The organism is Psychroserpens ponticola (assembly GCF_023556315.2).
GTDB classification, from domain to species: Bacteria; Bacteroidota; Bacteroidia; order Flavobacteriales; family Flavobacteriaceae; genus Psychroserpens; species Psychroserpens ponticola.
This window is the reverse complement of record NZ_CP116221.1, coordinates 559,260-580,181: the sequence shown is the minus strand read 5'-3', so window position 1 is coordinate 580,181 and position 20,922 is coordinate 559,260. Positions and strand designations below refer to the sequence as shown.

Genomic DNA, 20,922 nt, shown 5'->3' with positions numbered 1-20,922 from the left:
TAACTATTGTTCTTAGTCATATTTGATAAACATTACGCATTAATATTATAACATCTTTCCCTAATCCCTTATCAAAGGCATCGTACTACAACGCAATAAACCTTCTTGTTTTGCTATTTCAGCATAAGGAACTTCTTCAACTGTAAATCCGTTGTCACGAAGCCACGAATTTAATCGCGTAAAATTGCGTTCAGAAATAATCACCTCTTCAGATATTGAAAAGATATTACTATTCATATTGTACATTTCATCTTTGGTGATTTCAAAAACATTTTCTTTTCCGAAGAAATCAACTAACCATTGGTATTCACTTTCAACTAAAAATCCATTTTTATGAATAATGGCTTTATCTTTTCCGATAGGTTGAAAACAGCAATCTAAATGCAAAGCATTGTCTTTCGGTTCTGTATTTGATTTACGCAACTCAAAGGATTTCACTGTTTTATGAGGAAACAACTCTTGTAAGGCAATCACAGCGTCCATATTAGTACGAGCAGTAATATAATCGGCATAATCGTCACCAGAATACGTACCAATAAAAACATAATCATTCCATGGCATTACATCACCACCTTCAACATGACATTCTTCAGGCAACACAATACGGTTTTCTTTTGGTACATCTTGCCAAATATATTTGGTTGCTTCTACTTCTCGCTCACGATCTGGTAAAATATTAGCGATAATAATTTTATCTTCTATTACAAACGAAATGTCTCTAGCAAAAATTTGATTGTAATCTTTGATGATTTCTGGTCGATATACTTTTACATCATACTTTTTTAAAACATCAGCAACTGCTTCCATTTCTTTAATCATATCAGCTTCTTTTGGATATGTTCCAGCTTTGATATGTTGCACTGATTTTGGGTCGTAAGCATCTTCAATTTTAGGTGTTGGACCATTACTTTCGGCTGTACCTAATATAACGGCTCTAAGACGAGACGTTTCGTTTTGTATGTGTAGTTTCATATATTACAAATATAAAAAAAGCTCCATAATTACTTATGAAGCTTATTAATCTTTATATTAAAAGACTTATCTATTTGAAATGTCTTTAAATGGTCTGTACGTTTCACCTGTATATAACTGACGTGGACGACCAATTGGTTCTTTACGCATACGCATTTCTCTCCATTGTGAAATCCAACCAGGCAAGCGTCCTAAAGCGAACATTACTGTAAACATTTCCGTAGGTATTCCCATGCCTCTATAAATGATTCCTGAGTAGAAATCTACGTTTGGATATAACTTTCTATCCACGAAATATTGATCTTCTAAAGCTTCTTTTTCTAAACCTTTAGCAATATCAAGAATAGGGTCTTCTACTCCTAAGTCTGATAATACTTCATCAGCAGCAACTTTAATTATCTTAGCTCTTGGATCAAAGTTTTTATAGACTCTATGTCCGAAGCCCATTAAACGGAAAGGATCCTCTTTATCTTTAGCTTTCGCCATATATTTCTTCGTATCACCTCCATCTTCTTTAATAGCTTCAAGCATTTCTAAAACTGCTTGATTTGCTCCACCATGCAATGGTCCCCAAAGTGCAGAGATTCCAGCAGATAATGAAACAAATAATCCAGCATGTGATGACCCTGTAATTCTTACAGTAGATGTTGAACAGTTTTGCTCGTGATCTGCATGAAGAATTAATAATTTATCTAAAGCATTTACTAAAATTGGGTTTTGCTCATAATCTTGATCTGGACGTTTAAACATCATTTGTAAAATATTCTCTACATATCCTAAAGATGAACTTCCATAGTCTAATGGCATTCCATGTTTTTTACGCATTGTCCATGCTACAAGAATTGGAAATTTTCCTAGAATTCTAACGATAGCATTGTACATTTCTTCTTCAGAATTCACATCTACTGACGTTGGATTAAATGCCGTTAGCGCACTAGTGAGTGATGCTAAAACACCCATTGGATGTGCCGATTTAGGAAATGCATCTAATATTTTCTTGATATCATCATCAACAACAGCGTGTTTTTTGATATCTGAATGAAATTGATCCAATTCATCTTGAGTTGGCAACTCACCAAAGATTAACAAATAGGCTACTTCTAGAAAATCTGCTTTTTCAGCTAATTCCTCGATAGAGTATCCTCTATATCTTAAGATTCCTTTTTCTCCATCTAAAAAAGTAATAGCACTTTCACAACTTCCTGTATTTTTATATCCAGGATCAATAGTAATAACTCCTCCAGTAGCACCTCTTAAAGTTTTTACATCTATCGCAACTTCATTTTCTGTACCTACAACTATAGGAAATTCATATTTTTTACCATTAATTTCTAATGTAGCTTTATCTGACATTTGTTGATGTTTTATATATTAATTTAAGTCTTGTAAAATTACAAAATATCTAAGGATTTATAAAGTCTATTTATAATGGTTTTAACAATTATGATATTCATAAAACAGATAGCAAAATAAAAGTATACTAGCGATGGTCAAAATTATGTTTTACAAATTGACTTCTTGATTTTTAGGAGTTAAATGGTATTTTTGTTTCTAAATACGATTCATATGTTACGCTTTTTATTTGTATTATTTTTTATAACGTCTATTGCTAATGCTCAAGTTATAAATGTAGAAACCCTTCGAAAACCTACAGATTCGACAAAATGGACTGGAGCTACAAGTTTAAATTTATCCTTGATTAAGAATACCAATGATATTTTCAAAATTGAGAATAAAGCACACATTCAGTATAAAGATTCAAGTAATTTATGGTTGTTTGTTAATGATATCAATCTCCAAAAAATTGAAGGCAATTCTTTAGTTAATAGAGGCACACAACATTTAAGATACAACAGAAAACTCACAAAGAGCATAAAATGGGAAGTCTTTACCCAAGCTCAGTACGATGCGGTTTCTAATATAGATCTACGGTTTTTATTAGGAACTGGTCCACGTTTTAAACTAAGCGAAAACGACAAGTATAAGTTTTACTTGGGCACATTAATAATGTATGAACATGAAAAAGCTTCAGATGAAATAACAGATCGACTTCAAGAAGATATTAGAGGAAGTATCTATCTATCGTTTAGTTTATATCCTACGGAAACATTAAGCATCATTAGCACGAGCTACTTTCAGCCTAAAATTGATGCTTTAAAAGATCATAGATTATCAAGTAATACCTCTGTACTACTTAAAATCTTTGATGACTTAGCTTTTAAAACTACATTTAATTATTTCTTTGATGCATTTCCTGTGAGTTCTTCGATTCCGAAGACTCAATATGAATTGACTAATGGCTTGCTATACACGTTCTAAACTATCAGTCTTTAATTATTTTTTTAGTGGACTTTCCTTTAACCGAAGTAATTTCTAGGAAGTAGACTCCTTTAGAAACGCTTGATATATTGAGCATATTTGTTTCAGAGACATTAAAACCTTCAACCTTTCGTCCCTGAATATCATATAGAATTATATCATCAATTTTATAAGTTGAATTGATAAAAAGTTGTCCATTTGTTGGATTTGGATACACAGAAACAGAATTCTTTAGTCCAAATTCATCAACTGATAAGGCATCAAAAGTTGTGGTTGCAATGTTGGTTTCAATAGGATAGTTATAATCGAAATAAATATCTGCTTTATTTGAAACTGAATCACCAATAGATAACGAATTCAAAGTTTTAATTTTAAATACGACATTTCCTCTTCCTTCAGGTTCTAGGTTAATATTATCAAAAACAAACTCAATACGATTATCAGTTATTCTTGTCATCATTTCATGAGAAGCGTGCATAACTCGCAACGTATTCATATCAAACTTAGTCTCATCAATATCATCTTTAACAACTACAAAGGTTGCAGCAGCTGTACCTGTATTTTCAAAATTGATAGTGTAATGCAGGTAGTCTCCTATTTTATCTGGCGAAACAATATCACCTTCTAAACAAGTAATATCGTTAGGATCATAAGAACCAATAACTTCTTGTTCGAAGCTAAACTCATTATCATCTGGTGTTTCATCACTACCAATAGGATTTATGGTTGCCAAAAAGTCTAATTGATCATCAATATTAACAGCTGGTTTTTCAATAAGATGTATTAATATACAAAAGGTTGCGTCTAAAAACAAAAAAACCTACACGAATCAACGGATAGGTTTTATAATCTCTATTTGAAAAATTCTTACTTCACTTTAAACGCATTCATTTTAGGAAAGTAAGCCACGTCTTGTAGTTCTTCTTCAATACGTAATAACTGATTGTATTTTGCCATACGATCACTACGAGAAGCAGAACCTGTTTTAATTTGTCCAGTATTTAAAGCAACTGCTAAATCTGCAATGGTATTATCTTCCGTTTCACCAGAACGATGTGACATTACTGATGTATAACCAGCATTATGTGCCATGTTTACTGCTGAAATTGTTTCAGTCAACGTTCCAATTTGATTCACTTTAATTAAAATAGAATTTGCGATGCCATTTTCAATGCCACGTGATAAACGCTCTACATTAGTAACGAATAAATCATCACCTACTAATTGTACTTTATCTCCAATTTTTTCAGTTAAATATTTCCAACCATCCCAATCGTTTTCATCCATACCATCTTCAATAGATAGAATAGGATACTTTTCAGAAAGTTCAGCTAAATAATCGGCTTGTTCTTTGCTAGTTCTTACAACTCCAGAATCACCTTCAAAAAGTGTGTAATCATATTTACCATCTTTATAGAACTCTGCAGCAGCACAATCTAAAGCAATCATCACATCATCACCTAATTTGTAACCAGCATTTGCAACCGCTTTAGCAATCGTTTCTAAAGCATCTTCAGTTCCTCCTTCTAGGTTTGGTGCAAAACCACCTTCATCACCAACAGCTGTACTTAAACCTCTATCGTGTAATACTTTTTTAAGGTTATGGAAAATTTCAGTTCCCATTTGCATAGCGTGTGTGAAATTTTTCGCTTTTACAGGCATTACCATGAATTCTTGAAATGCAATTGGTGCATCACTATGAGAACCACCATTAATGATATTCATCATTGGTACTGGCAATGTATTTGCGGAAACGCCTCCAACATATCTATATAATGGCATTCCTAATTCGCTAGCAGCAGCTTTTGCAGCAGCCAAAGACACACCTAAAATAGCGTTAGCTCCCAATTTTGACTTGTTAGCTGTTCCGTCTAAATCAATCATTAACTGATCGATTCTATTTTGATCAAATACTGACTCTCCTAATAATTCTTGAGAGATGATTGAATTTACATTATGTACAGCTTTAGTAACACCTTTTCCCATATATGCATCTCCACCATCTCGAAGCTCAACTGCTTCATGTTCTCCAGTAGAAGCTCCAGAAGGCACAGCTGCTCTTCCCATAACTCCATTTTCAGTAATTACATCAACTTCAACGGTTGGATTTCCTCTTGAATCTAAAATTTGTCTTGCATGAATATTAATTATAATGCTCATTTTCTTTTGATTTTTATGTTTAGAATGTATTACAAATTTACGAAATAGTTGACCTAAAACTGATTTGACTCTTCAGAATTACATTATATCTCAACTATAATGTTTTCGTAAAATAAAAAAAGCAACAAATTTATAGTTTCGTTGCCTTTTTAATATTAATTATTTTTAATATTCTGAATAAACTCATCAAACAAATAGGTCGAATCGTTTGGTCCAGGACTTGCTTCTGGGTGATATTGTACTGAAAAGCAATTTTTATGTTTCAATTTAATTCCTGCCACAGTATGATCATTTAAATGTACATGAGTGATTTCAATATTTGGATTTGCCTCAGTTTCTTCTCTATTGATTGCGAAACCATGATTTTGAGAAGTAATTTCACCTTTTGTCGTTACTAAATTCTTCACAGGATGATTGATTCCTCTATGACCATTGTGCATTTTATAGGTTGAAATTCCGTTAGCCAAAGCTATTACTTGATGTCCTAAGCAAATTCCAAATAACGGTAAATCTCGTTTAATAATTTCTTTAGCTACTGTTTGAGCTTCTACTAAAGGTTCTGGATCTCCAGGCCCATTAGATAAGAAATAACCATCTGGTTTAAACGCTTCTAAATCTTCAAACTTTGAATTATAAGGAAACACTTTAATATACGCATCTCGCTTAGCAAGGTTACGAAGGATGTTCTTTTTAATTCCGATATCTAGTGCAGCAATTTTATGCGTTGCATTTTCATCTCCAAAATAATAAGGTTCTTTAGTTGAAACTTGCGACGCTAATTCTAGGCCTTCCATACTTGGCACTTCGGCTAATTGCTTTTTCAAATCTTCAATATTTTCAACATCTGTAGAAATTACTGCATTCATTGCGCCATGATCTCTAATATGACTTACTAGAGCACGCGTATCTACATCTGAAATTGTTAACAAATTATTGTCATTTAGAAATTCTTCTAAAGACTTATCTCCTGAAGGACGTGAATAGTTGAAGCTAAAGTTTTTACAAATCAATCCTGCGATTTTGATAGAATCAGATTCTACTTCATCAGCTTTGGTTCCGTAGTTACCAATATGTGCATTGGTGGTTACCATTAGCTGACCATAATAGGAAGGATCTGTAAAAATTTCTTGATAGCCTGTAGTTCCAGTATTGAAACAAACTTCACCAAAGGCAGTACCTTCTTTGCCGATTGATTTTCCGTGAAAAATTGTTCCGTCTGCAAGTAAGATTAGTGCTTTTTTACGTTTTAAGTATGCCATTGTTGTTGTGTGTCGTAAACGTTGTTTGTTGTTTTGTCTAATTTTCCTATTATGTTTCTCCTACGTTAAGGATTGAACGGCCTGTTTGAGCTCCTCGCAGAGAGCGAGTAGTGAAAGCCTGACTTTTTGCGATCCTGCAAGGTTTTAAAAACCTTGTAGGTATGAGTAAAAAGTAACGCCAAAAATAGTTTCACAAAAATCTATAAAAAAAAGGATAATCTAAAACAGATTATCCTTTATATATTAAATGCTTATTAACATTTATTCTTCTTCGTTAGTTGCTACTGGTGGAACTGGAGTAGTTTCAGTTTTTGAACCTCCTCTTCTACTTCTTCGAGTCGTTTTCTTCTCTTTCTTACCAGCGTTGTAGATTTCGTTGTAATCTACTAACTCAATCATTGCCATATCAGCGTTATCACCAAGTCTGTTTCCTAATTTAATGATTCTAGTATAACCACCTGGACGATCGCCAATTTTAGGCGCTACATCTCTGAACAATTCAGCAACTACATCTTTTTGTCTTAGCTTAGCCATAACAATACGTCTGTTGTGAGTTGTATCTGATTTAGACTTTGTAATCATTGGTTCAACAAATTGTTTTAAAGCTTTTGCTTTAGCTACAGTTGTGTTGATACGTTTGTGTTCGATTAACGAACATGCCATGTTAGCTAACATTGCTTTTCTATGAGCAGTTTGTCTTCCTAAATGGTTAAATTTCTTTCCGTGTCTCATGACTTTCTATTTATCATCTTGCTTCCAAACTCAATTTCTGAGGAGCAAAATATGATTATTATAATTTAATCTTTATCTAATTTGTATTTTGCTAAATCCATTCCGAAGTTAAGACCTTTAACATTTACAAGCTCTTCAAGCTCAGTTAAAGATTTCTTACCAAAATTACGGAACTTCATTAAGTCATTCTTATTGAACGATACTAAGTCTCCTAAAGTATCTACTTCTGCTGCTTTTAAACAATTTAATGCACGGACTGAAAGATCCATATCAACTAATTTAGTTTTCAATAGTTGTCTCATATGAAGTGATTCTTCATCATAAGTTTCAGTTTGTGCAATTTCATCAGCTTCAAGAGTGATACGCTCATCAGAGAATAACATGAAGTGATGAATTAATATTTTAGCGGCTTCAGTTAATGCATCTTTAGGTGCAATTGAACCATCAGTAATAATTTCAAAAACTAATTTTTCAAAATCTGTTTTTTGTTCAACACGCCAGTTTTCAATGCTATATTTTACATTCTTAATTGGTGTATATATTGAATCTGTAAAGATAGTTCCAATTGGTGCAGAAGCTTTTTTGTTTTCTTCAGCAGGAACATATCCTCTACCTTTTTCAATAGTGATTTCCATATTGATGCTCACTTTTGGATCTAAGTTACAAATGACTAAGTCTTTGTTTAATACTTGGAATCCTGAGATAAACTTTTGGAAGTCACCTGCAGTAATTTGATCTTGACCAGAAATAGAAATTGAAACAGATTCGTTATCAACTTCATCAATTTGTCGCTTAAAGTTTACTTGCTTTAAGTTCAAAATCATCTCAGTTACATCTTCAACTACACCTGCAATTGTAGAAAATTCATGATCTACACCTTCAATTCTAATTGAAGTAATTGCAAATCCTTCTAAAGAAGATAATAAGACACGTCTAAGTGCATTACCCACTGTTAAACCGTAACCTGGTTCTAAAGGTCTGAATTCGAATTTACCTTCAAACTCAGTTGAATCGATCATTATAACCTTGTCAGGTTTCTGAAAATTTAATATTGCCATATTTCTTCGTTTTGATTGTTATTTAGTTGCGCGATTTATAGTATGAAGAAGACTAATAAATCCTTTGGCTAAATTCCAATATGATTAATTAATTATTTAGAGTATAATTCGACAATGAATTGCTCATTGATATTTTCTGGAATTTGGATACGTTCTGGAACAGAAACGTAAGTTCCATTCTTAGTATCGTTATTCCATGTAATCCACTCATATACTTTGCTAGAATTAGCCAATGAGTTTTGAATAGATTCTAAAGATTTAGATTTTTCTCTAACAGCAACAACATCTCCTGCTTTTAATTGGTAAGAAGGAATATTTACAATTCCACCATTTACAGTAATGTGCCTGTGAGACACTAATTGTCTTGCACCACTACGAGAAGGAGATAATCCCATTCTGTAAGCGACGTTATCTAAACGAGACTCACATAATTGCAATAATACTTCACCAGTAATACCTTGTGCAGCAGTTGCTTTTTTGAACATGTTTCTGAATTGCTTTTCTAATATACCATACGTATATTTTGCTTTTTGCTTCTCCATTAATTGGATTGCATATTCAGATTTTTTTCCACGACGTCTTGCGTTTCCGTGTTGACCTGGAGGATAGTTTCTTTTTTCGAAAGCTTTATCATCTCCAAAAATAGCTTCACCGAATTTTCGGGCTATTTTAGTTTTAGGACCAGTATATCTTGCCATTTTAAAATTTGTTTTGAGAGTGTTTATGAATTAAGGTCTTAATCTTATCCTTCGACAAACGTTGATCTCTCGTTGATACTTGTTTATAATTTTTCAGTTTGCAAATTTATGCAAAATAAACTAATATCATACATAAATGTATTAATATTAGTTTATCTTAAATTTTATGAGATTACATAATTAAAATCATGTAGTATCTGAAGGTGGTTCAGATTAAACTCTTCTACGTTTAGGAGGACGACATCCATTGTGTGGCAATGGAGTAACATCAATAATTTCTGTTACTTCTATACCAGCATTATGGATAGATCTGATAGCAGATTCTCTTCCGTTACCTGGACCTTTAACGTATACCTTTACTTTTTTGAGTCCAGCTTCTTTTGCAACTCCTGCAGCATCTTCTGCAGCTAATTGAGCAGCGTAAGGTGTGTTCTTTTTAGAACCTCTGAATCCCATTTTACCTGCAGATGACCATGAAATAACGTCACCTTTTTTGTTTGTTAAAGAGATGATGATATTATTGAATGAAGCAGCAACATGCGCTTCTCCAACAGCATCAACTATAACTTTACGTTTTTTAGTACTTGACTTTGCCATACTTTTTAGTTTCTAGTTGTTAGTTTTGAGTTGTTAGAATCCTAAACATTACTATTTCAAACAGATTCGTCTAACGCTTTAAACTAATGACTAATGTCTTAATTATTATTTAGTTGCTTTTTTCTTGTTAGCAACAGTTTTTCTTCTACCTTTTCTAGTTCTAGAATTATTTTTAGTACGTTGCCCTCTTAAAGGTAAACCAGCTCTATGACGAATTCCTCTGTAACAACCAATATCCATCAAACGTTTGATGTTTATTTGTGTTTCTGAACGTAATTCACCTTCAATAGTAAAAGTTCCAACAGCCTCACGGATTGCTCCAATTTGCTCATCTGTCCAATCTTCTACTTTGATGCTTTCGTCTACTTTAGCTGTAGCTAAAATTTCTTGTGATCTACTTCTACCTACTCCGTAGATATAAGTTAATGAGATCACTCCTCTTTTTTGTTTTGGTATGTCTACACCTGCAATTCTTGCCATAATTACCCTTGTCTTTGTTTGAATCTAGGATTCTTTTTGTTAATGACGTAAAGTCTACCTTTTCTGCGCACTAATTTACAGTCGGCGCTTCTTTTTTTAACTGATGCTCTTACTTTCATCTGTTTTCTTTATTAGTTATTTAACTGTTAGATATGGAATCTTGCGATTTTATCTAATTAGTATCTATAAGTTATACGAGCCTTAGTTAAATCGTAAGGACTCATTTCTAATTTCACTTTATCACCTGGTAATAATTTTATATAATGCATACGCATTTTACCAGAGATATGTGCTGTCACAATGTGACCATTTTCAAGTTCAACACGAAACATTGCATTTGACAATGCCTCTATAATTGATCCGTCTTGTTCTATTGCTGCTTGCTTTGCCATAGTATTATATTATTACGAAACCGCTTTTCTATTTTTACCAGTTTTCATCAAGCCATCATAATGCTTATTTAACAAGTATGAATTAACTTGTTGCATCGTGTCTATTGCAACTCCAACCATAATTAATAGCGATGTACCACCAAAGAATAAAGCCCATCCAGCTTGTACATCCATAAGCTTTACAATAATTGCTGGGAACACAGCTATTAATGCCAAGAATATAGAACCTGGTAAAGTAATTTGAGACATGATTTTGTCTAAATATTCTGAAGTTTCTGTTCCTGGTCTAATACCAGGAATAAAACCGCCACTACGTTTTAAATCATCTGCCATTTTGTTCGTTGGAACAGTAATAGCAGTATAGAAATAGGTAAATATGATAATCAATAAAGCAAATACGATGTTGTACCATAATCCAAAAATATCAGAAAATTGAGCAATCATCCATTGACCAGCGTCACTACCATCAATTGATTTACCTATTAAACTAGGCACAAACATAATCGCTTGAGCAAAGATAATCGGCATTACACCAGATGCATTCAACTTTAATGGTAAAAACTGTCTAGAACCAAAAACATTTTTCTCATATCCACCAGAAGCAGTTCTTCTTGCATATTGAACAGCGATCTTACGAACAGCCATAACTAACATTACAGATGCCATAATAATGACGAACCATATTACTAATTCAATTAAGATCATCATTAATCCTCCATTACCACCACCACTTAATCGTGAAAGCGCATTTTGAATGAATGAAGCAGGCAAAGTTGCTATAATACCAACCATAATCAATAATGAAATACCATTACCAATACCTTTATCTGTTATCTTTTCACCTAACCACATTGCGAATACACATCCAGTAACTAAGATAATCACTGAAGATATATAGAATGTAGGTCCTGTACCTAATAAGAATGCAGATTGAGGAATACCAAACGCAGTTGGTAAACTAGCTAAATATCCTGGTGCTTGAAATAAACAGATAACGATAGTTAACCAACGTGTAATCTGAGTGATTTTCTTTTGTCCGCTTGCACCTTCTTTTTGTAGTTTTTGAAGATACGGAATTGCTATTCCCATCAACTGAACTACAATAGAAGCCGAAATATAAGGCATAATACCCAATGCAAAAACAGAAGCGTTAGCAAAAGCACCACCAGTAAACATATTTAATAATCCAAGTAGACCTTGTCCAGTTTCAGATTGTAAATTACTTAGTTGACTTGCATCAATACCTGGAAGTACAACCTGAGCACCAAAACGGTATACTAAAAGCAAACCAAGCGTTAGAATGATTCTATCTTTTAGTTCGGTTATTTTCCAAACATTCTTTAATGTTTCTATTAATTTCATACTCTAAAGTTGTCTTATAAAGTTACAGCTTCTCCACCTGCAGCTTCAATTGCAGCTTTTGCTGAAGCAGTAAATTTATGAGCAGTTACTGTTAATTTTGATTTTAATTCACCACGTCCAAGAATTTTTACTAATTCGTTCTTTCCCGCCAAACCTAGATCAACTAAAGTTTGAAAATCAACTGCATCTTTTATTTTCTTATTGTCTACTAACTCTTGTAGTTTATCTAAGTTAACACCTTGATATTCCACTCGGTTAATATTTGTAAATCCAAATTTTGGCACACGTCTTTGAAGCGGCATTTGACCACCTTCAAAACCTAATTTCTTAGAATAACCAGAACGAGATTTAGCTCCTTTGTGACCACGAGTTGCAGTACCACCTTTTCCAGAACCTTGTCCTCGACCTATTCTTTTACCTTGATTCTTTACAGAACCTTCTGCTGGTTTTAAATTACTTAAGTCCATTCTATATTATTATTTTGTTTCTTCAACAGAAACTAAATGTGAAACTTTATTTACCATACCAAGAACACTTGGTGAAGCATCATGCTCAATTGTTTGACCAATTCTTTTTAGTCCAAGAGCTTCTAATATTCTTTTTTGGTTTTGAGTACGATTGATTGCACTTTTCACCTTTGTTACTTTAATCTTTCCCATCGTCCTAATTGATTAACCGTTAAATACTTTTTCAAGAGAAATTCCTCTATCCTTTGCAATTGCTTTTGCATCTCTCAATTGTAATAAGGCATCAAAAGTTGCTTTTACAACGTTGTGAGGATTAGAAGATCCTTGAGATTTAGATAACACATCATGGATACCAACGGCTTCTAATACTGTTCTTACAGCACCACCAGCAATTACACCTGTACCAGGAGCAGCAGGAATAATGTTAACTCTAGCGCCTCCAAATTTACCTTTTTGTTCATGAGGTAAGGTACCTTTAATGATAGGAATTCTTACTAAGTTTTTCTTAGCATCTTCAACTGCTTTTGCAATTGCTGTAGCTACATCTTTAGATTTTCCTAAACCGTGACCTACAACTCCAGCTTCATCACCAACCACTACGATCGCTGAAAAACCAAAAGCTCTACCACCTTTTGTTACTTTAGTAACTCTTTGAACACCAACTAAACGATCTTTAAGATCAATTCCACTTGGTTTTACTAATTCTGCGTTTTTATATTTTTGATACATAGTGTCTTAGAATTTAAGTCCGCCTTCTCTTGCGCCTTCAGCTAATGATTTTACTCTTCCGTGATATTGGTATCCACCTCTATCAAAAGAAATAGTATTTATACCAGCTTTTATTGATCTTTCAGCAACAGCTTTACCAACTAAGGCTGCCATTTCTGATTTAGTTCCTTTTGCAGAAGCTACATCTTTGTCTCTAGAAGATGCTGCAGCTAAAGTTTTACCTGTTACATCATCTACAACTTGAGCGTAGATTTCTTTATTGCTTCTAAAAACAGCTAATCTAGGTCTTGCTTCTGTACCAGAAACAACCTTGCGGATTCTGCTTTTTATTCTTAGTCTTTTTTCGTTCTTTGTTAATGCCATAACTAATTTTTTAAGCTGATTTACCTGCTTTTCTTCTTAATTCTTCACCAACAAACTTGATTCCTTTTCCTTTGTAAGGTTCTGGTTTTCTGAAGCTACGTATTTTTGCAGCAACTTGACCAACCAATTGTTTGTCAAATGATGTTAATTTTATTACTGGATTTTTTCCTTTTTCAGAAATTGTTTCAATTTTCACTTCTGGAGCAATATTTAAAACAATATTATGAGAAAACCCTAAAGCCAAATCTAATTTTTGACCTTGATTTGAAGCTCTATAACCTACACCAACTAATTCCAATTCTTTAGTCCATCCTTTAGAAACACCATCTATCATGTTGTTCATTAAAGATCTGTATAAGCCATGTTTAGCTTTTTGCTCTTTATTATCTGCTGATCTAGTTACAAGTACGTTTCCGTCTTCAACTTTAATCTCTACAGTATCATAGTTTTGTGTTAATTCTCCTAATTTACCTTTAACAGTAACTACGCTGTCTTTAATATCTACTGTAACTCCTTCTGGAATTGCTACTGGATTATTTCCTATTCTTGACATGTTCTTTCTGCTTTAAATTAGTATACGTAACACAATAATTCTCCACCAACATTATCTCTTTCAGCTTGCTTACCTGTAATTACACCTTTAGATGTAGAAACAATCGCAATACCTAAACCGTTAAGGATTCTGGGCATTTCTTTAGCATTAGCATACTTACGTAAACCTGGTGTACTGATTCTTTGTATTTTCTTAATTACTGACTCTTTAGTTTCTTTATTGTACTTCAAAGCAATTTTAATTGTTCCTTGTACAGTTGAGTCGTCGAATTTATAACTTAAAACATATCCTTGATCGAATAATATTTTAGTCATTTCCTTCTTTAAATTTGACGCAGGAATCTCGACCACTCTGTGGTTAGCCATAACTGCATTTCTGATTCTTGTTAAATAATCAGCAATTGGATCTGTATTCATTTATATTAATTTGCGGTAGTGGTTTTCGACACTATTGTCGAACCTAAAACCAATTTATAATTCATTGTTTATCGCAGAGCGATAGATTTTACCAAGATGCTTTTCTAACACCTGGAATCAAACCTTGGTTAGCCATTTCACGGAATGTTACACGTGAAATACCAAAAGTTCTCATATACCCTTTAGGTCTTCCTGTAAGTTTACATCTGTTGTGCATACGAACTGGAGAAGCATTTTTAGGTAACTTTTGTAATGCTTCGTAATCTCCTGCTTCTTTCAAAGCTTTACGTTTCTCAGCATATTTAGCTACTGTTTTTGCTCTTTTAACCTCACGGGCTTTCATTGATTCTTTAGCCATATCTTAGTTCTTTTGAAAAGGTAATCCCATTTCAGTTAATAACGATTTTGCTTCTTTATCTGTATCAGCTGTTGTTACAAATGTAATATCCATACCAGATATTTTATTGATTTTATCAATATCAATTTCTGGAAAGATGATTTGCTCTACAACACCTAAGTTATAATTTCCACGACCATCAAAACCTGTAGCTTTGATACCGTTAAAATCTCTTACTCTTGGTAATGCTGAAGTTACTAAACGATCTAAAAACTCATACATTTGCTCACCTCTTAACGTAACACGAGTACCAATTGGCATTCCTTTACGTAATTTGAATGATGCAACATCCTTTTTAGATAATGTAGCTACAGCTTTCTGACCAGAAATTTTTGTTAATTCATCAATAGCATGATCAATTAATTTCTTGTCTGCAACTGCTGCACCAACACCTTTAGATATTACTATCTTAATAAGCTTAGGAACTTGCATTACATTTTTATATCCGAATTCTTCTGTAAGAGCAGAAACTACTTTGTCCTTGTACTCTTGTTTTAATCTTGGAATATAAGCCATAACTATATTACTTCATTTGATTTCTTAGAAAATCTAACTTTCTTATCACCTTCCATTTTAAAACCAACTCTAGTTGTTTCTCCTTTTGAAGTTAACAACGACAAGTTAGATAAATGCATAGGTGCTTCTTTTTCTACAATTCCACCTTGAGGGTTTTGTGCACTTGGTTTGGTATGTTTCTTTACCATGTTCACGCCTTCTATGATGGCTTTGTTCTTATCTTTAAATACTTTAAGCACTTTACCTTCTGTACCTTTATGGTCTCCAGCAATTACTTGAACTGTATCTCCTGATTTAATTTTAAGCTTTGTCATTTTTTTAGTCATTAAAGCACTTCTGGTGCCAATGATACAATTTTCATGAACTGTTTGTCACGAAGTTCTCTAGCTACTGGTCCAAACACACGTGTACCTCTCATTTCTCCTGTTGGATTTAAAAGCACACAAGCATTATCATCAAAACGAATATAAGATCCATCTGGACGTCTTACTTCTTTTTTAGTACGAACCACTACTGCAGTTGAAACTGCACCTTTTTTAATACTTCCGTTAGGTGTAGCGTCTTTTACAGATACTACAATTTTATCTCCAATTGAAGCATATCTTCTTTTTGTACCACCAAGAACACGTATTGTCAATACTTCTTTTGCTCCTGTGTTATCAGCTACTTTTAATCTAGATTCTTGTTGTACCATAATTATTTAGCTCTTTCTAATATTTCTACTAATCTCCAACATTTAGATTTACTTAAAGGTCGTGTTTCCATGATCTTTACCGTATCACCAATGTTACAGTCGTTTGTTTCGTCGTGAGCAACATATTTCTTTGTTTTCAAAACGAATTTTCCATACATAGGATGCTTTACTTTTTTTACTTCAGCAACAACGATTGATTTCATCATTTTGTTACTAGTAACAACTCCTATACGTTCTTTTCTTAAGTTTCTTTTTTCCATCTTTCAGCCAGAATACAATTACTGTATTTCTCTTTTAGTTAATTCTGTTGCAATTCTTGCTACTGAACGTCTAACGTTACGTAACTGAATTGGATTTTCTAATGGAGAGATTGCATGAGCCATTTTTAGGTCTGCATAACTCTTTTTTGTTTCGCTAAATTTTTCTTGTAACTCGGTTACTGATAGCTGTGTAATTTCTGCTTGCTTCATAATTTTTTATATTAAGCTTCGTAATCTCGAGCTATTAAAAACTTAGTTTTTACTGGTAGTTTTTGAGCTGCTAGACGTAATGCTTCTTTAGCAACGTCCATTGGCACACCACCAACTTCAAAAAGGATTCTTCCTGGTTTAACTACAGCTACCCAGTATTCAACAGCACCTTTTCCTTTACCCATACGAACCTCTAAAGGTTTTTTAGTAATTGGTTTGTCTGGAAATATTTTAATCCATAATTGACCTTCTCTTTTCATATAACGTGTTGCTGCAATACGAGCTGCCTCGATTTGACGCGACGTTAAAAAGTTTGTGTCTAGAGATTTTATACCAAACATACCATAAGAAAGCTGATGTCCTCTTCCAGTATTTCCTTTCATACGTCCTTTTTGGACTTTACGAAATTTTGTTCTTTTCGGTTGTAACATTGTTCTTTGTCTTTAAAAATTACTTTCTGCGACGAGATTTGTTGTTCCCACCACGTCCTCCTGACTTGCCACCTTGTTTCTTAGACAAGCCAACTAATGGAGAAAGTTCTCTTTTACCATATACTTCACCTTTCATAATCCATACTTTTACGCCTAATCTACCATAAGTAGTATGCGCCTCAACTAAAGCATAATCAATGTCGGCTCTAAATGTTGATAAAGGAATACGTCCTTCTTTGTAGTGTTCACTACGTGCCATTTCAGCACCATTTAAACGACCACTAATTTGGATTTTAATTCCTTCAGCATTCATACGCATAGCAGCAGCAATTGCCATTTTTATTGCTCGTCTATAAGAGATACGATTCTCAATTTGACGTGCAACACTTGATCCTACTAAAAACGCATCGAGTTCAGGTCTTTTAATTTCAAAGATGTTTAACTGAACTTCTTTACCAGTAATTTTCTTAAGCTCTTCTTTTAACTTGTCTACCTCTTGACCGCCTTTTCCGATAATGATACCAGGTCTTGCAGTAGTGATAGTAACGGTTACAAGTTTAAGCGTACGCTCAATAATTACTCGTGACACACTTGCTTTTGATAAACGAGCGTGAACGTATTTTCTAATCTTATCGTCTTCTGCTAGCTTGTCGCCATAGTCATTTCCTCCATACCAGTTAGATTCCCATCCTCTGATAATTCCTAAACGATTTCCGATTGGATTTGTTTTTTGTCCCATATCTCTATTTAAGCTTGTGTGTTATTTTTTGCTCCAATCACAACTGTAACGTGATTAGATCTTTTTCTAATTCTGTGTGCACGACCTTGAGGTGCTGGACGCAATCTTTTTAACATAGATCCTCCATCAACTCTAATCTCTTGCACAAATAAATCTGCATCTTCAATACTTGCATCTTCGTTTTTAGCTTGCCAATTAGCGATAGCTGACAATAACAATTTCTCTAAACGACGTGATGCTTCTTTAGAACTAAATCTTAAGATTTGAAGTGCTTTTTCAGCTTCTTTCCCTCTTACCAAATCTGCTACTAAGCGCATTTTTCTTGGTGAGGTAGGACAGTTATTTAATTTTGCAAAAGCAACTTTCTTTCTGTCTTCCTTAATAGCGTCTGCCATTTGTTTTTTACGACTTCCCATAGCTTACTATTTTTTTCCTTTATTTTTTGCACCTGCATGACCTCTAAACGATCGTGTTGGTGAAAATTCTCCTAATTTATGACCTACCATATTTTCAGTTACATAAACTGGTACAAATTGACGACCATTGTGAACAGCAATTGTTTGTCCAACAAAATCTGGAGAAATCATAGAGGCTCTAGACCATGTTTTGATTACCGTCTTTTTATTTGAAGCAACATTAGCTTCAACTTTTTTACTCAATTTATAATGGATGTAAGGTCCTTTTTTTAATGAACGTGCCATATTATCTCAATTATTTCTTTCTACGTTCTACAATATATTTATTACTCGCTTTAGTCTTAGAACGAGTTCTATAACCTTTAGCTGGAATACCATTTTTAGATCTTGGATGTCCTCCTGAAGACTTACCTTCACCACCACCCATTGGGTGATCAACTGGATTCATTACCACAGGTCTTACTCTTGGTCTTCTACCCAACCATCTTGAACGCCCTGCTTTACCAGAAACCGTTAATTGATGATCTGAATTAGAAACAACTCCAATAGTTGCCATACATTCTGTAAGCACTAATCTTGTTTCACCTGAAGGTAATTTAACAGTAGCAAACTTTCCGTCTCTTGCCATTAGTTGAGCAAAAGCTCCAGCACTTCTTGCCATTACTGCTCCTTGTCCAGGACGCAATTCAATACAAGAAATAATAGTACCCAAAGGTATTTGACTTAATGGCATTGCGTTACCAATTTCTGGTGCAATTCCTTCTCTACCAGAAACTACATTTTGCCCAACTTGCAATCCATTTTGCGCAATGATGTAACACTTTTCTCCATCTTGATAGTTCAATAATGCGATAAAAGCTGTTCTGTTTGGATCATACTCGATAGACTTAACTTCAGCAGGAACTCCTGTTTTGTTACGTTTAAAATCGATAATACGATACTTTCTTTTATGACCTCCACCAATATGGCGCATAGTCATTTTTCCTCGACTGTTTCTACCACCAGATCTCTTGTTCGGAACGAGTAAACTCTTTTCCGGCTTATCAGTAGTTATGGCATCGAATCCATTTACTACTCTAAAACGCTGAGCTGATGTGATTGGTTTTAATTTTCTTACTGACATTATTGTCTAATTACATGTTAGTGTATAAATCAATTACTTCACCTTCCGCCAGTTGTACAATTGCTTTTTTAACAGCATTTGTTTTACCATGTTGAATACCAGTTTTTGTAAACTTAGTACTACGATCTGGACGGACATTTATAGTACGAACTTTTTCAACAGAAACGCCATAGGTTGCTTCCACAGCCTTTTTGATTTCTACCTTGTTCGCCTTAGTGTTCACTTGAAATGCATAAGCATTTAACAACTCACTTTGCATGGTTGCTTTTTCGGTGATTATAGGTTTAATTAAGATACTCATGACTTTCTATTTACTTAAATTCGATTCAATTCCTTCTAAAGAACTCTCTAGAAGAATTAATTTATTTGCGTTTAAAATTTTATAAGTACTTAATTCTGAGTTTATTACAACTTCAGACCCTTTAAAATTTCGTGATGACAAATATACATTATTATTTGAAGCACCCAACACAAACAACGATTTTTTGTCTTGTACATCTAATGCTTTCAATACTGCTGTAAAGTTTTTCGTTTTTGGAGCATCAAAATTGAAGTCTTCCAAAACGACGATATCTTTAGCATTTGCCTTCATTGTCAAAGCCGACTTACGAGCTAGACGCTTAAGGTTTTTATTCAGTTTAATACTGTAATTTCTCGGTCTTGGCCCAAACATACGTCCACCACCTCTAAATACACCAGATTTGATACTACCAGCTCTTGCTGTACCAGTACCTTTTTGTTTTTTAATCTTACGTGTACTACCTGAAATTTCAGCTCTTTCTTTAGACTTATGTGTACCTTGACGTTGATTAGCTAAATATTGCTTAACATCTAAGTAAACTGCATGATTATTTGGTTCAATAGCGAACACATCCTTAGAAAGCTCTGCTTTTCTACCTGTGTCTTTTCCGTTTATATCTAAAACTGCTACTTTCATTACTTCTGAATAATTACATAAGAGTTTTTGTGTCCTGGAACACATCCTTTAACCACAAGTAAGTTCTTTTCAGCAACCACTTTATAGACTCTTAAATTTTCAACATTCACTCTTTCGCCACCCATTCGACCAGCCATTTTCATACCTTTGAATACTCTCGCAGGATATGAAGCTGCACCAATAGAACCTGGAGCTCTTAAACGGTTGTGTTGACCATGCGTTGCTTGACCTACACCTGCGAATCCATGACGTTTTACAACACCTTGGAAACCTTTTCCTTTTGAAGTTCCAACTACATCAACAAACTCACCTTCAATGAAGTGTTCTACTGTTATAGCATCTCCTAATTTGTAATCTCCTTCAAATCCTTGAAATTCCGCGACTTTTCTCTTAACAGAAGTACCAGCTTTTTTGGCATGACCAATTTCAGCTTTAGTGGCACTTTTCTCTGTCTTGTCATCGAAACCAAGTTGAAGGGCACTGTACCCGTCGACCTCTTCGGTTCTGACTTGGGTAACGATACATGGTCCAGCTTCGATAACTGTACAAGGAATATTCTTCCCGTTTTCATCGAAAATGCTGGTCATACCGATCTTTTTTCCTATTAACCCAGACATAATTATTAATTTATTTATTATTACT

The 20,922-nt window shown here is 33.9% G+C and carries 34 protein-coding genes; 1 reads left to right on the top strand and 33 read right to left on the bottom strand.

Translation table 11 applies throughout. The annotated features are described in order from the left end of the window. Window positions 1-60 precede the first annotated feature (60 nt). Entirely contained in the window at window positions 61-972 is a 912-nt protein-coding gene (locus MUN68_RS02535) for a dimethylarginine dimethylaminohydrolase family protein (protein ID WP_249994865.1), read from the bottom strand. 66 nt (window positions 973-1,038) lie between these two features. After that, window positions 1,039-2,325 carry a citrate synthase gene (locus MUN68_RS02530; protein ID WP_249994866.1) on the bottom strand — a complete coding sequence of 429 codons (1,287 nt, stop codon included), beginning with the start codon at window positions 2,323-2,325 and terminating at the stop codon, window positions 1,039-1,041. A 213-nt stretch (window positions 2,326-2,538) separates the two neighbouring features. Here MUN68_RS02530 and MUN68_RS02525 point away from each other — a divergent pair, with 213 nt between their 5' ends. Further along, the gene (locus MUN68_RS02525; protein WP_249994868.1) at window positions 2,539-3,291 is read left to right on the top strand and encodes a DUF481 domain-containing protein; all 753 of its coding nucleotides are present in this window, start codon (window positions 2,539-2,541) and stop codon (window positions 3,289-3,291) included. A gap of 4 nt (window positions 3,292-3,295) precedes the next feature. On the opposite strand, the gene MUN68_RS02520 is transcribed toward MUN68_RS02525, so the two are convergent. The 31 genes from MUN68_RS02520 to rplC all read right to left on the bottom strand — a co-directional run bounded on the left by MUN68_RS02520 (window position 3,296) and on the right by rplC (window position 20,897). After that, window positions 3,296-4,105 carry a T9SS type A sorting domain-containing protein gene (locus MUN68_RS02520; protein ID WP_249994869.1) on the bottom strand — a complete coding sequence of 270 codons (810 nt, stop codon included), beginning with the start codon at window positions 4,103-4,105 and terminating at the stop codon, window positions 3,296-3,298. Between the two features lie 53 nt (window positions 4,106-4,158). Beyond that, window positions 4,159-5,451, bottom strand: coding sequence for a phosphopyruvate hydratase (eno, locus tag MUN68_RS02515; protein WP_249994870.1), 1,293 nt, complete (start codon window positions 5,449-5,451; stop codon window positions 4,159-4,161). Between the two features lie 155 nt (window positions 5,452-5,606). Then, window positions 5,607-6,710: a glutamine-hydrolyzing carbamoyl-phosphate synthase small subunit gene (gene carA / locus MUN68_RS02510; protein ID WP_249994871.1), complete on the bottom strand. Its 1,104-nt coding sequence runs from the start codon at window positions 6,708-6,710 to the stop codon at window positions 5,607-5,609. 261 nt (window positions 6,711-6,971) lie between these two features. Next, window positions 6,972-7,442, bottom strand: a complete 471-nt coding sequence (rplQ, locus tag MUN68_RS02505) for a 50S ribosomal protein L17 (RefSeq protein ID WP_249994872.1) — start codon at window positions 7,440-7,442, stop codon at window positions 6,972-6,974. A 65-nt stretch (window positions 7,443-7,507) separates the two neighbouring features. Continuing rightward, window positions 7,508-8,500 (bottom strand): DNA-directed RNA polymerase subunit alpha, encoded by a 993-nt coding sequence (locus MUN68_RS02500; RefSeq protein WP_249994873.1) that lies wholly within the window; start codon window positions 8,498-8,500, stop codon window positions 7,508-7,510. Between the two features lie 92 nt (window positions 8,501-8,592). Further along, window positions 8,593-9,198, bottom strand: a complete 606-nt coding sequence (gene rpsD / locus MUN68_RS02495) for a 30S ribosomal protein S4 (protein ID WP_249994874.1) — start codon at window positions 9,196-9,198, stop codon at window positions 8,593-8,595. A 213-nt stretch (window positions 9,199-9,411) separates the two neighbouring features. Then, window positions 9,412-9,795, bottom strand: coding sequence for a 30S ribosomal protein S11 (gene rpsK / locus MUN68_RS02490; RefSeq protein WP_120202429.1), 384 nt, complete (start codon window positions 9,793-9,795; stop codon window positions 9,412-9,414). 105 nt (window positions 9,796-9,900) lie between these two features. After that, entirely contained in the window at window positions 9,901-10,275 is a 375-nt protein-coding gene (gene rpsM / locus MUN68_RS02485; protein WP_249994876.1) for a 30S ribosomal protein S13, read from the bottom strand. Between the two features lie 2 nt (window positions 10,276-10,277). Beyond that, on the bottom strand, window positions 10,278-10,394 hold the full coding sequence (ykgO, locus tag MUN68_RS02480; RefSeq protein WP_008269159.1) for a type B 50S ribosomal protein L36: 117 nt from the start codon (window positions 10,392-10,394) through the stop codon (window positions 10,278-10,280). Window positions 10,395-10,451: 57 nt separating this feature from the next. After that, window positions 10,452-10,667 carry a translation initiation factor IF-1 gene (infA, locus tag MUN68_RS02475; protein WP_026753784.1) on the bottom strand — a complete coding sequence of 72 codons (216 nt, stop codon included), beginning with the start codon at window positions 10,665-10,667 and terminating at the stop codon, window positions 10,452-10,454. A gap of 12 nt (window positions 10,668-10,679) precedes the next feature. Further along, window positions 10,680-12,029 carry a preprotein translocase subunit SecY gene (gene secY / locus MUN68_RS02470; RefSeq protein ID WP_249994877.1) on the bottom strand — a complete coding sequence of 450 codons (1,350 nt, stop codon included), beginning with the start codon at window positions 12,027-12,029 and terminating at the stop codon, window positions 10,680-10,682. A gap of 14 nt (window positions 12,030-12,043) precedes the next feature. Next, window positions 12,044-12,496, bottom strand: a complete 453-nt coding sequence (rplO, locus tag MUN68_RS02465; RefSeq protein ID WP_120202435.1) for a 50S ribosomal protein L15 — start codon at window positions 12,494-12,496, stop codon at window positions 12,044-12,046. Window positions 12,497-12,505: 9 nt separating this feature from the next. Then, on the bottom strand, window positions 12,506-12,688 hold the full coding sequence (gene rpmD, locus MUN68_RS02460; RefSeq protein ID WP_249994878.1) for a 50S ribosomal protein L30: 183 nt from the start codon (window positions 12,686-12,688) through the stop codon (window positions 12,506-12,508). Window positions 12,689-12,700: 12 nt separating this feature from the next. Beyond that, a complete protein-coding gene (gene rpsE / locus MUN68_RS02455) occupies window positions 12,701-13,225 on the bottom strand; it encodes a 30S ribosomal protein S5 (RefSeq protein ID WP_249994879.1) in 525 nt (174 codons plus the stop codon). 6 nt (window positions 13,226-13,231) lie between these two features. After that, entirely contained in the window at window positions 13,232-13,588 is a 357-nt protein-coding gene (gene rplR / locus MUN68_RS02450) for a 50S ribosomal protein L18 (RefSeq protein WP_249994881.1), read from the bottom strand. A 10-nt stretch (window positions 13,589-13,598) separates the two neighbouring features. After that, the gene (gene rplF / locus MUN68_RS02445) at window positions 13,599-14,141 is read right to left on the bottom strand and encodes a 50S ribosomal protein L6 (protein WP_249994882.1); all 543 of its coding nucleotides are present in this window, start codon (window positions 14,139-14,141) and stop codon (window positions 13,599-13,601) included. Between the two features lie 17 nt (window positions 14,142-14,158). After that, complete coding sequence (gene rpsH / locus MUN68_RS02440; RefSeq protein ID WP_249994883.1) at window positions 14,159-14,557, bottom strand: 30S ribosomal protein S8; 399 nt, start codon at window positions 14,555-14,557, stop codon at window positions 14,159-14,161. Window positions 14,558-14,645: 88 nt separating this feature from the next. Continuing rightward, entirely contained in the window at window positions 14,646-14,915 is a 270-nt protein-coding gene (gene rpsN / locus MUN68_RS02435) for a 30S ribosomal protein S14 (protein WP_034043320.1), read from the bottom strand. A gap of 3 nt (window positions 14,916-14,918) precedes the next feature. Then, window positions 14,919-15,470, bottom strand: coding sequence for a 50S ribosomal protein L5 (rplE, locus tag MUN68_RS02430; RefSeq protein ID WP_249994884.1), 552 nt, complete (start codon window positions 15,468-15,470; stop codon window positions 14,919-14,921). 2 nt (window positions 15,471-15,472) lie between these two features. Further along, the gene (gene rplX, locus MUN68_RS02425; protein WP_249994885.1) at window positions 15,473-15,784 is read right to left on the bottom strand and encodes a 50S ribosomal protein L24; all 312 of its coding nucleotides are present in this window, start codon (window positions 15,782-15,784) and stop codon (window positions 15,473-15,475) included. Window positions 15,785-15,795: 11 nt separating this feature from the next. After that, window positions 15,796-16,164, bottom strand: coding sequence for a 50S ribosomal protein L14 (gene rplN, locus MUN68_RS02420; RefSeq protein ID WP_249994886.1), 369 nt, complete (start codon window positions 16,162-16,164; stop codon window positions 15,796-15,798). 2 nt (window positions 16,165-16,166) lie between these two features. Beyond that, window positions 16,167-16,424, bottom strand: a complete 258-nt coding sequence (gene rpsQ / locus MUN68_RS02415) for a 30S ribosomal protein S17 (RefSeq protein WP_249994887.1) — start codon at window positions 16,422-16,424, stop codon at window positions 16,167-16,169. 18 nt (window positions 16,425-16,442) lie between these two features. Further along, window positions 16,443-16,634 (bottom strand): 50S ribosomal protein L29, encoded by a 192-nt coding sequence (gene rpmC, locus MUN68_RS02410; RefSeq protein WP_249994888.1) that lies wholly within the window; start codon window positions 16,632-16,634, stop codon window positions 16,443-16,445. An 11-nt stretch (window positions 16,635-16,645) separates the two neighbouring features. Then, window positions 16,646-17,065: a 50S ribosomal protein L16 gene (rplP, locus tag MUN68_RS02405; protein WP_249994889.1), complete on the bottom strand. Its 420-nt coding sequence runs from the start codon at window positions 17,063-17,065 to the stop codon at window positions 16,646-16,648. Window positions 17,066-17,084: 19 nt separating this feature from the next. Next, window positions 17,085-17,804, bottom strand: coding sequence for a 30S ribosomal protein S3 (rpsC, locus tag MUN68_RS02400; RefSeq protein ID WP_249994890.1), 720 nt, complete (start codon window positions 17,802-17,804; stop codon window positions 17,085-17,087). A gap of 8 nt (window positions 17,805-17,812) precedes the next feature. Further along, window positions 17,813-18,220 carry a 50S ribosomal protein L22 gene (gene rplV / locus MUN68_RS02395; RefSeq protein ID WP_249994891.1) on the bottom strand — a complete coding sequence of 136 codons (408 nt, stop codon included), beginning with the start codon at window positions 18,218-18,220 and terminating at the stop codon, window positions 17,813-17,815. A gap of 6 nt (window positions 18,221-18,226) precedes the next feature. Continuing rightward, window positions 18,227-18,505, bottom strand: a complete 279-nt coding sequence (rpsS, locus tag MUN68_RS02390; RefSeq protein ID WP_033960826.1) for a 30S ribosomal protein S19 — start codon at window positions 18,503-18,505, stop codon at window positions 18,227-18,229. A 10-nt stretch (window positions 18,506-18,515) separates the two neighbouring features. Next, a complete protein-coding gene (gene rplB, locus MUN68_RS02385) occupies window positions 18,516-19,343 on the bottom strand; it encodes a 50S ribosomal protein L2 (RefSeq protein WP_249994892.1) in 828 nt (275 codons plus the stop codon). Between the two features lie 10 nt (window positions 19,344-19,353). Continuing rightward, window positions 19,354-19,644, bottom strand: a complete 291-nt coding sequence (gene rplW, locus MUN68_RS02380; protein WP_249994894.1) for a 50S ribosomal protein L23 — start codon at window positions 19,642-19,644, stop codon at window positions 19,354-19,356. Between the two features lie 6 nt (window positions 19,645-19,650). Continuing rightward, window positions 19,651-20,280, bottom strand: coding sequence for a 50S ribosomal protein L4 (gene rplD / locus MUN68_RS02375; protein ID WP_249994895.1), 630 nt, complete (start codon window positions 20,278-20,280; stop codon window positions 19,651-19,653). Beyond that, window positions 20,280-20,897, bottom strand: a complete 618-nt coding sequence (rplC, locus tag MUN68_RS02370; protein ID WP_249994896.1) for a 50S ribosomal protein L3 — start codon at window positions 20,895-20,897, stop codon at window positions 20,280-20,282. The genes rplD and rplC overlap by 1 nt, the downstream gene beginning before the upstream one ends. Between the last annotated feature and the right edge of the window lie 25 nt (window positions 20,898-20,922).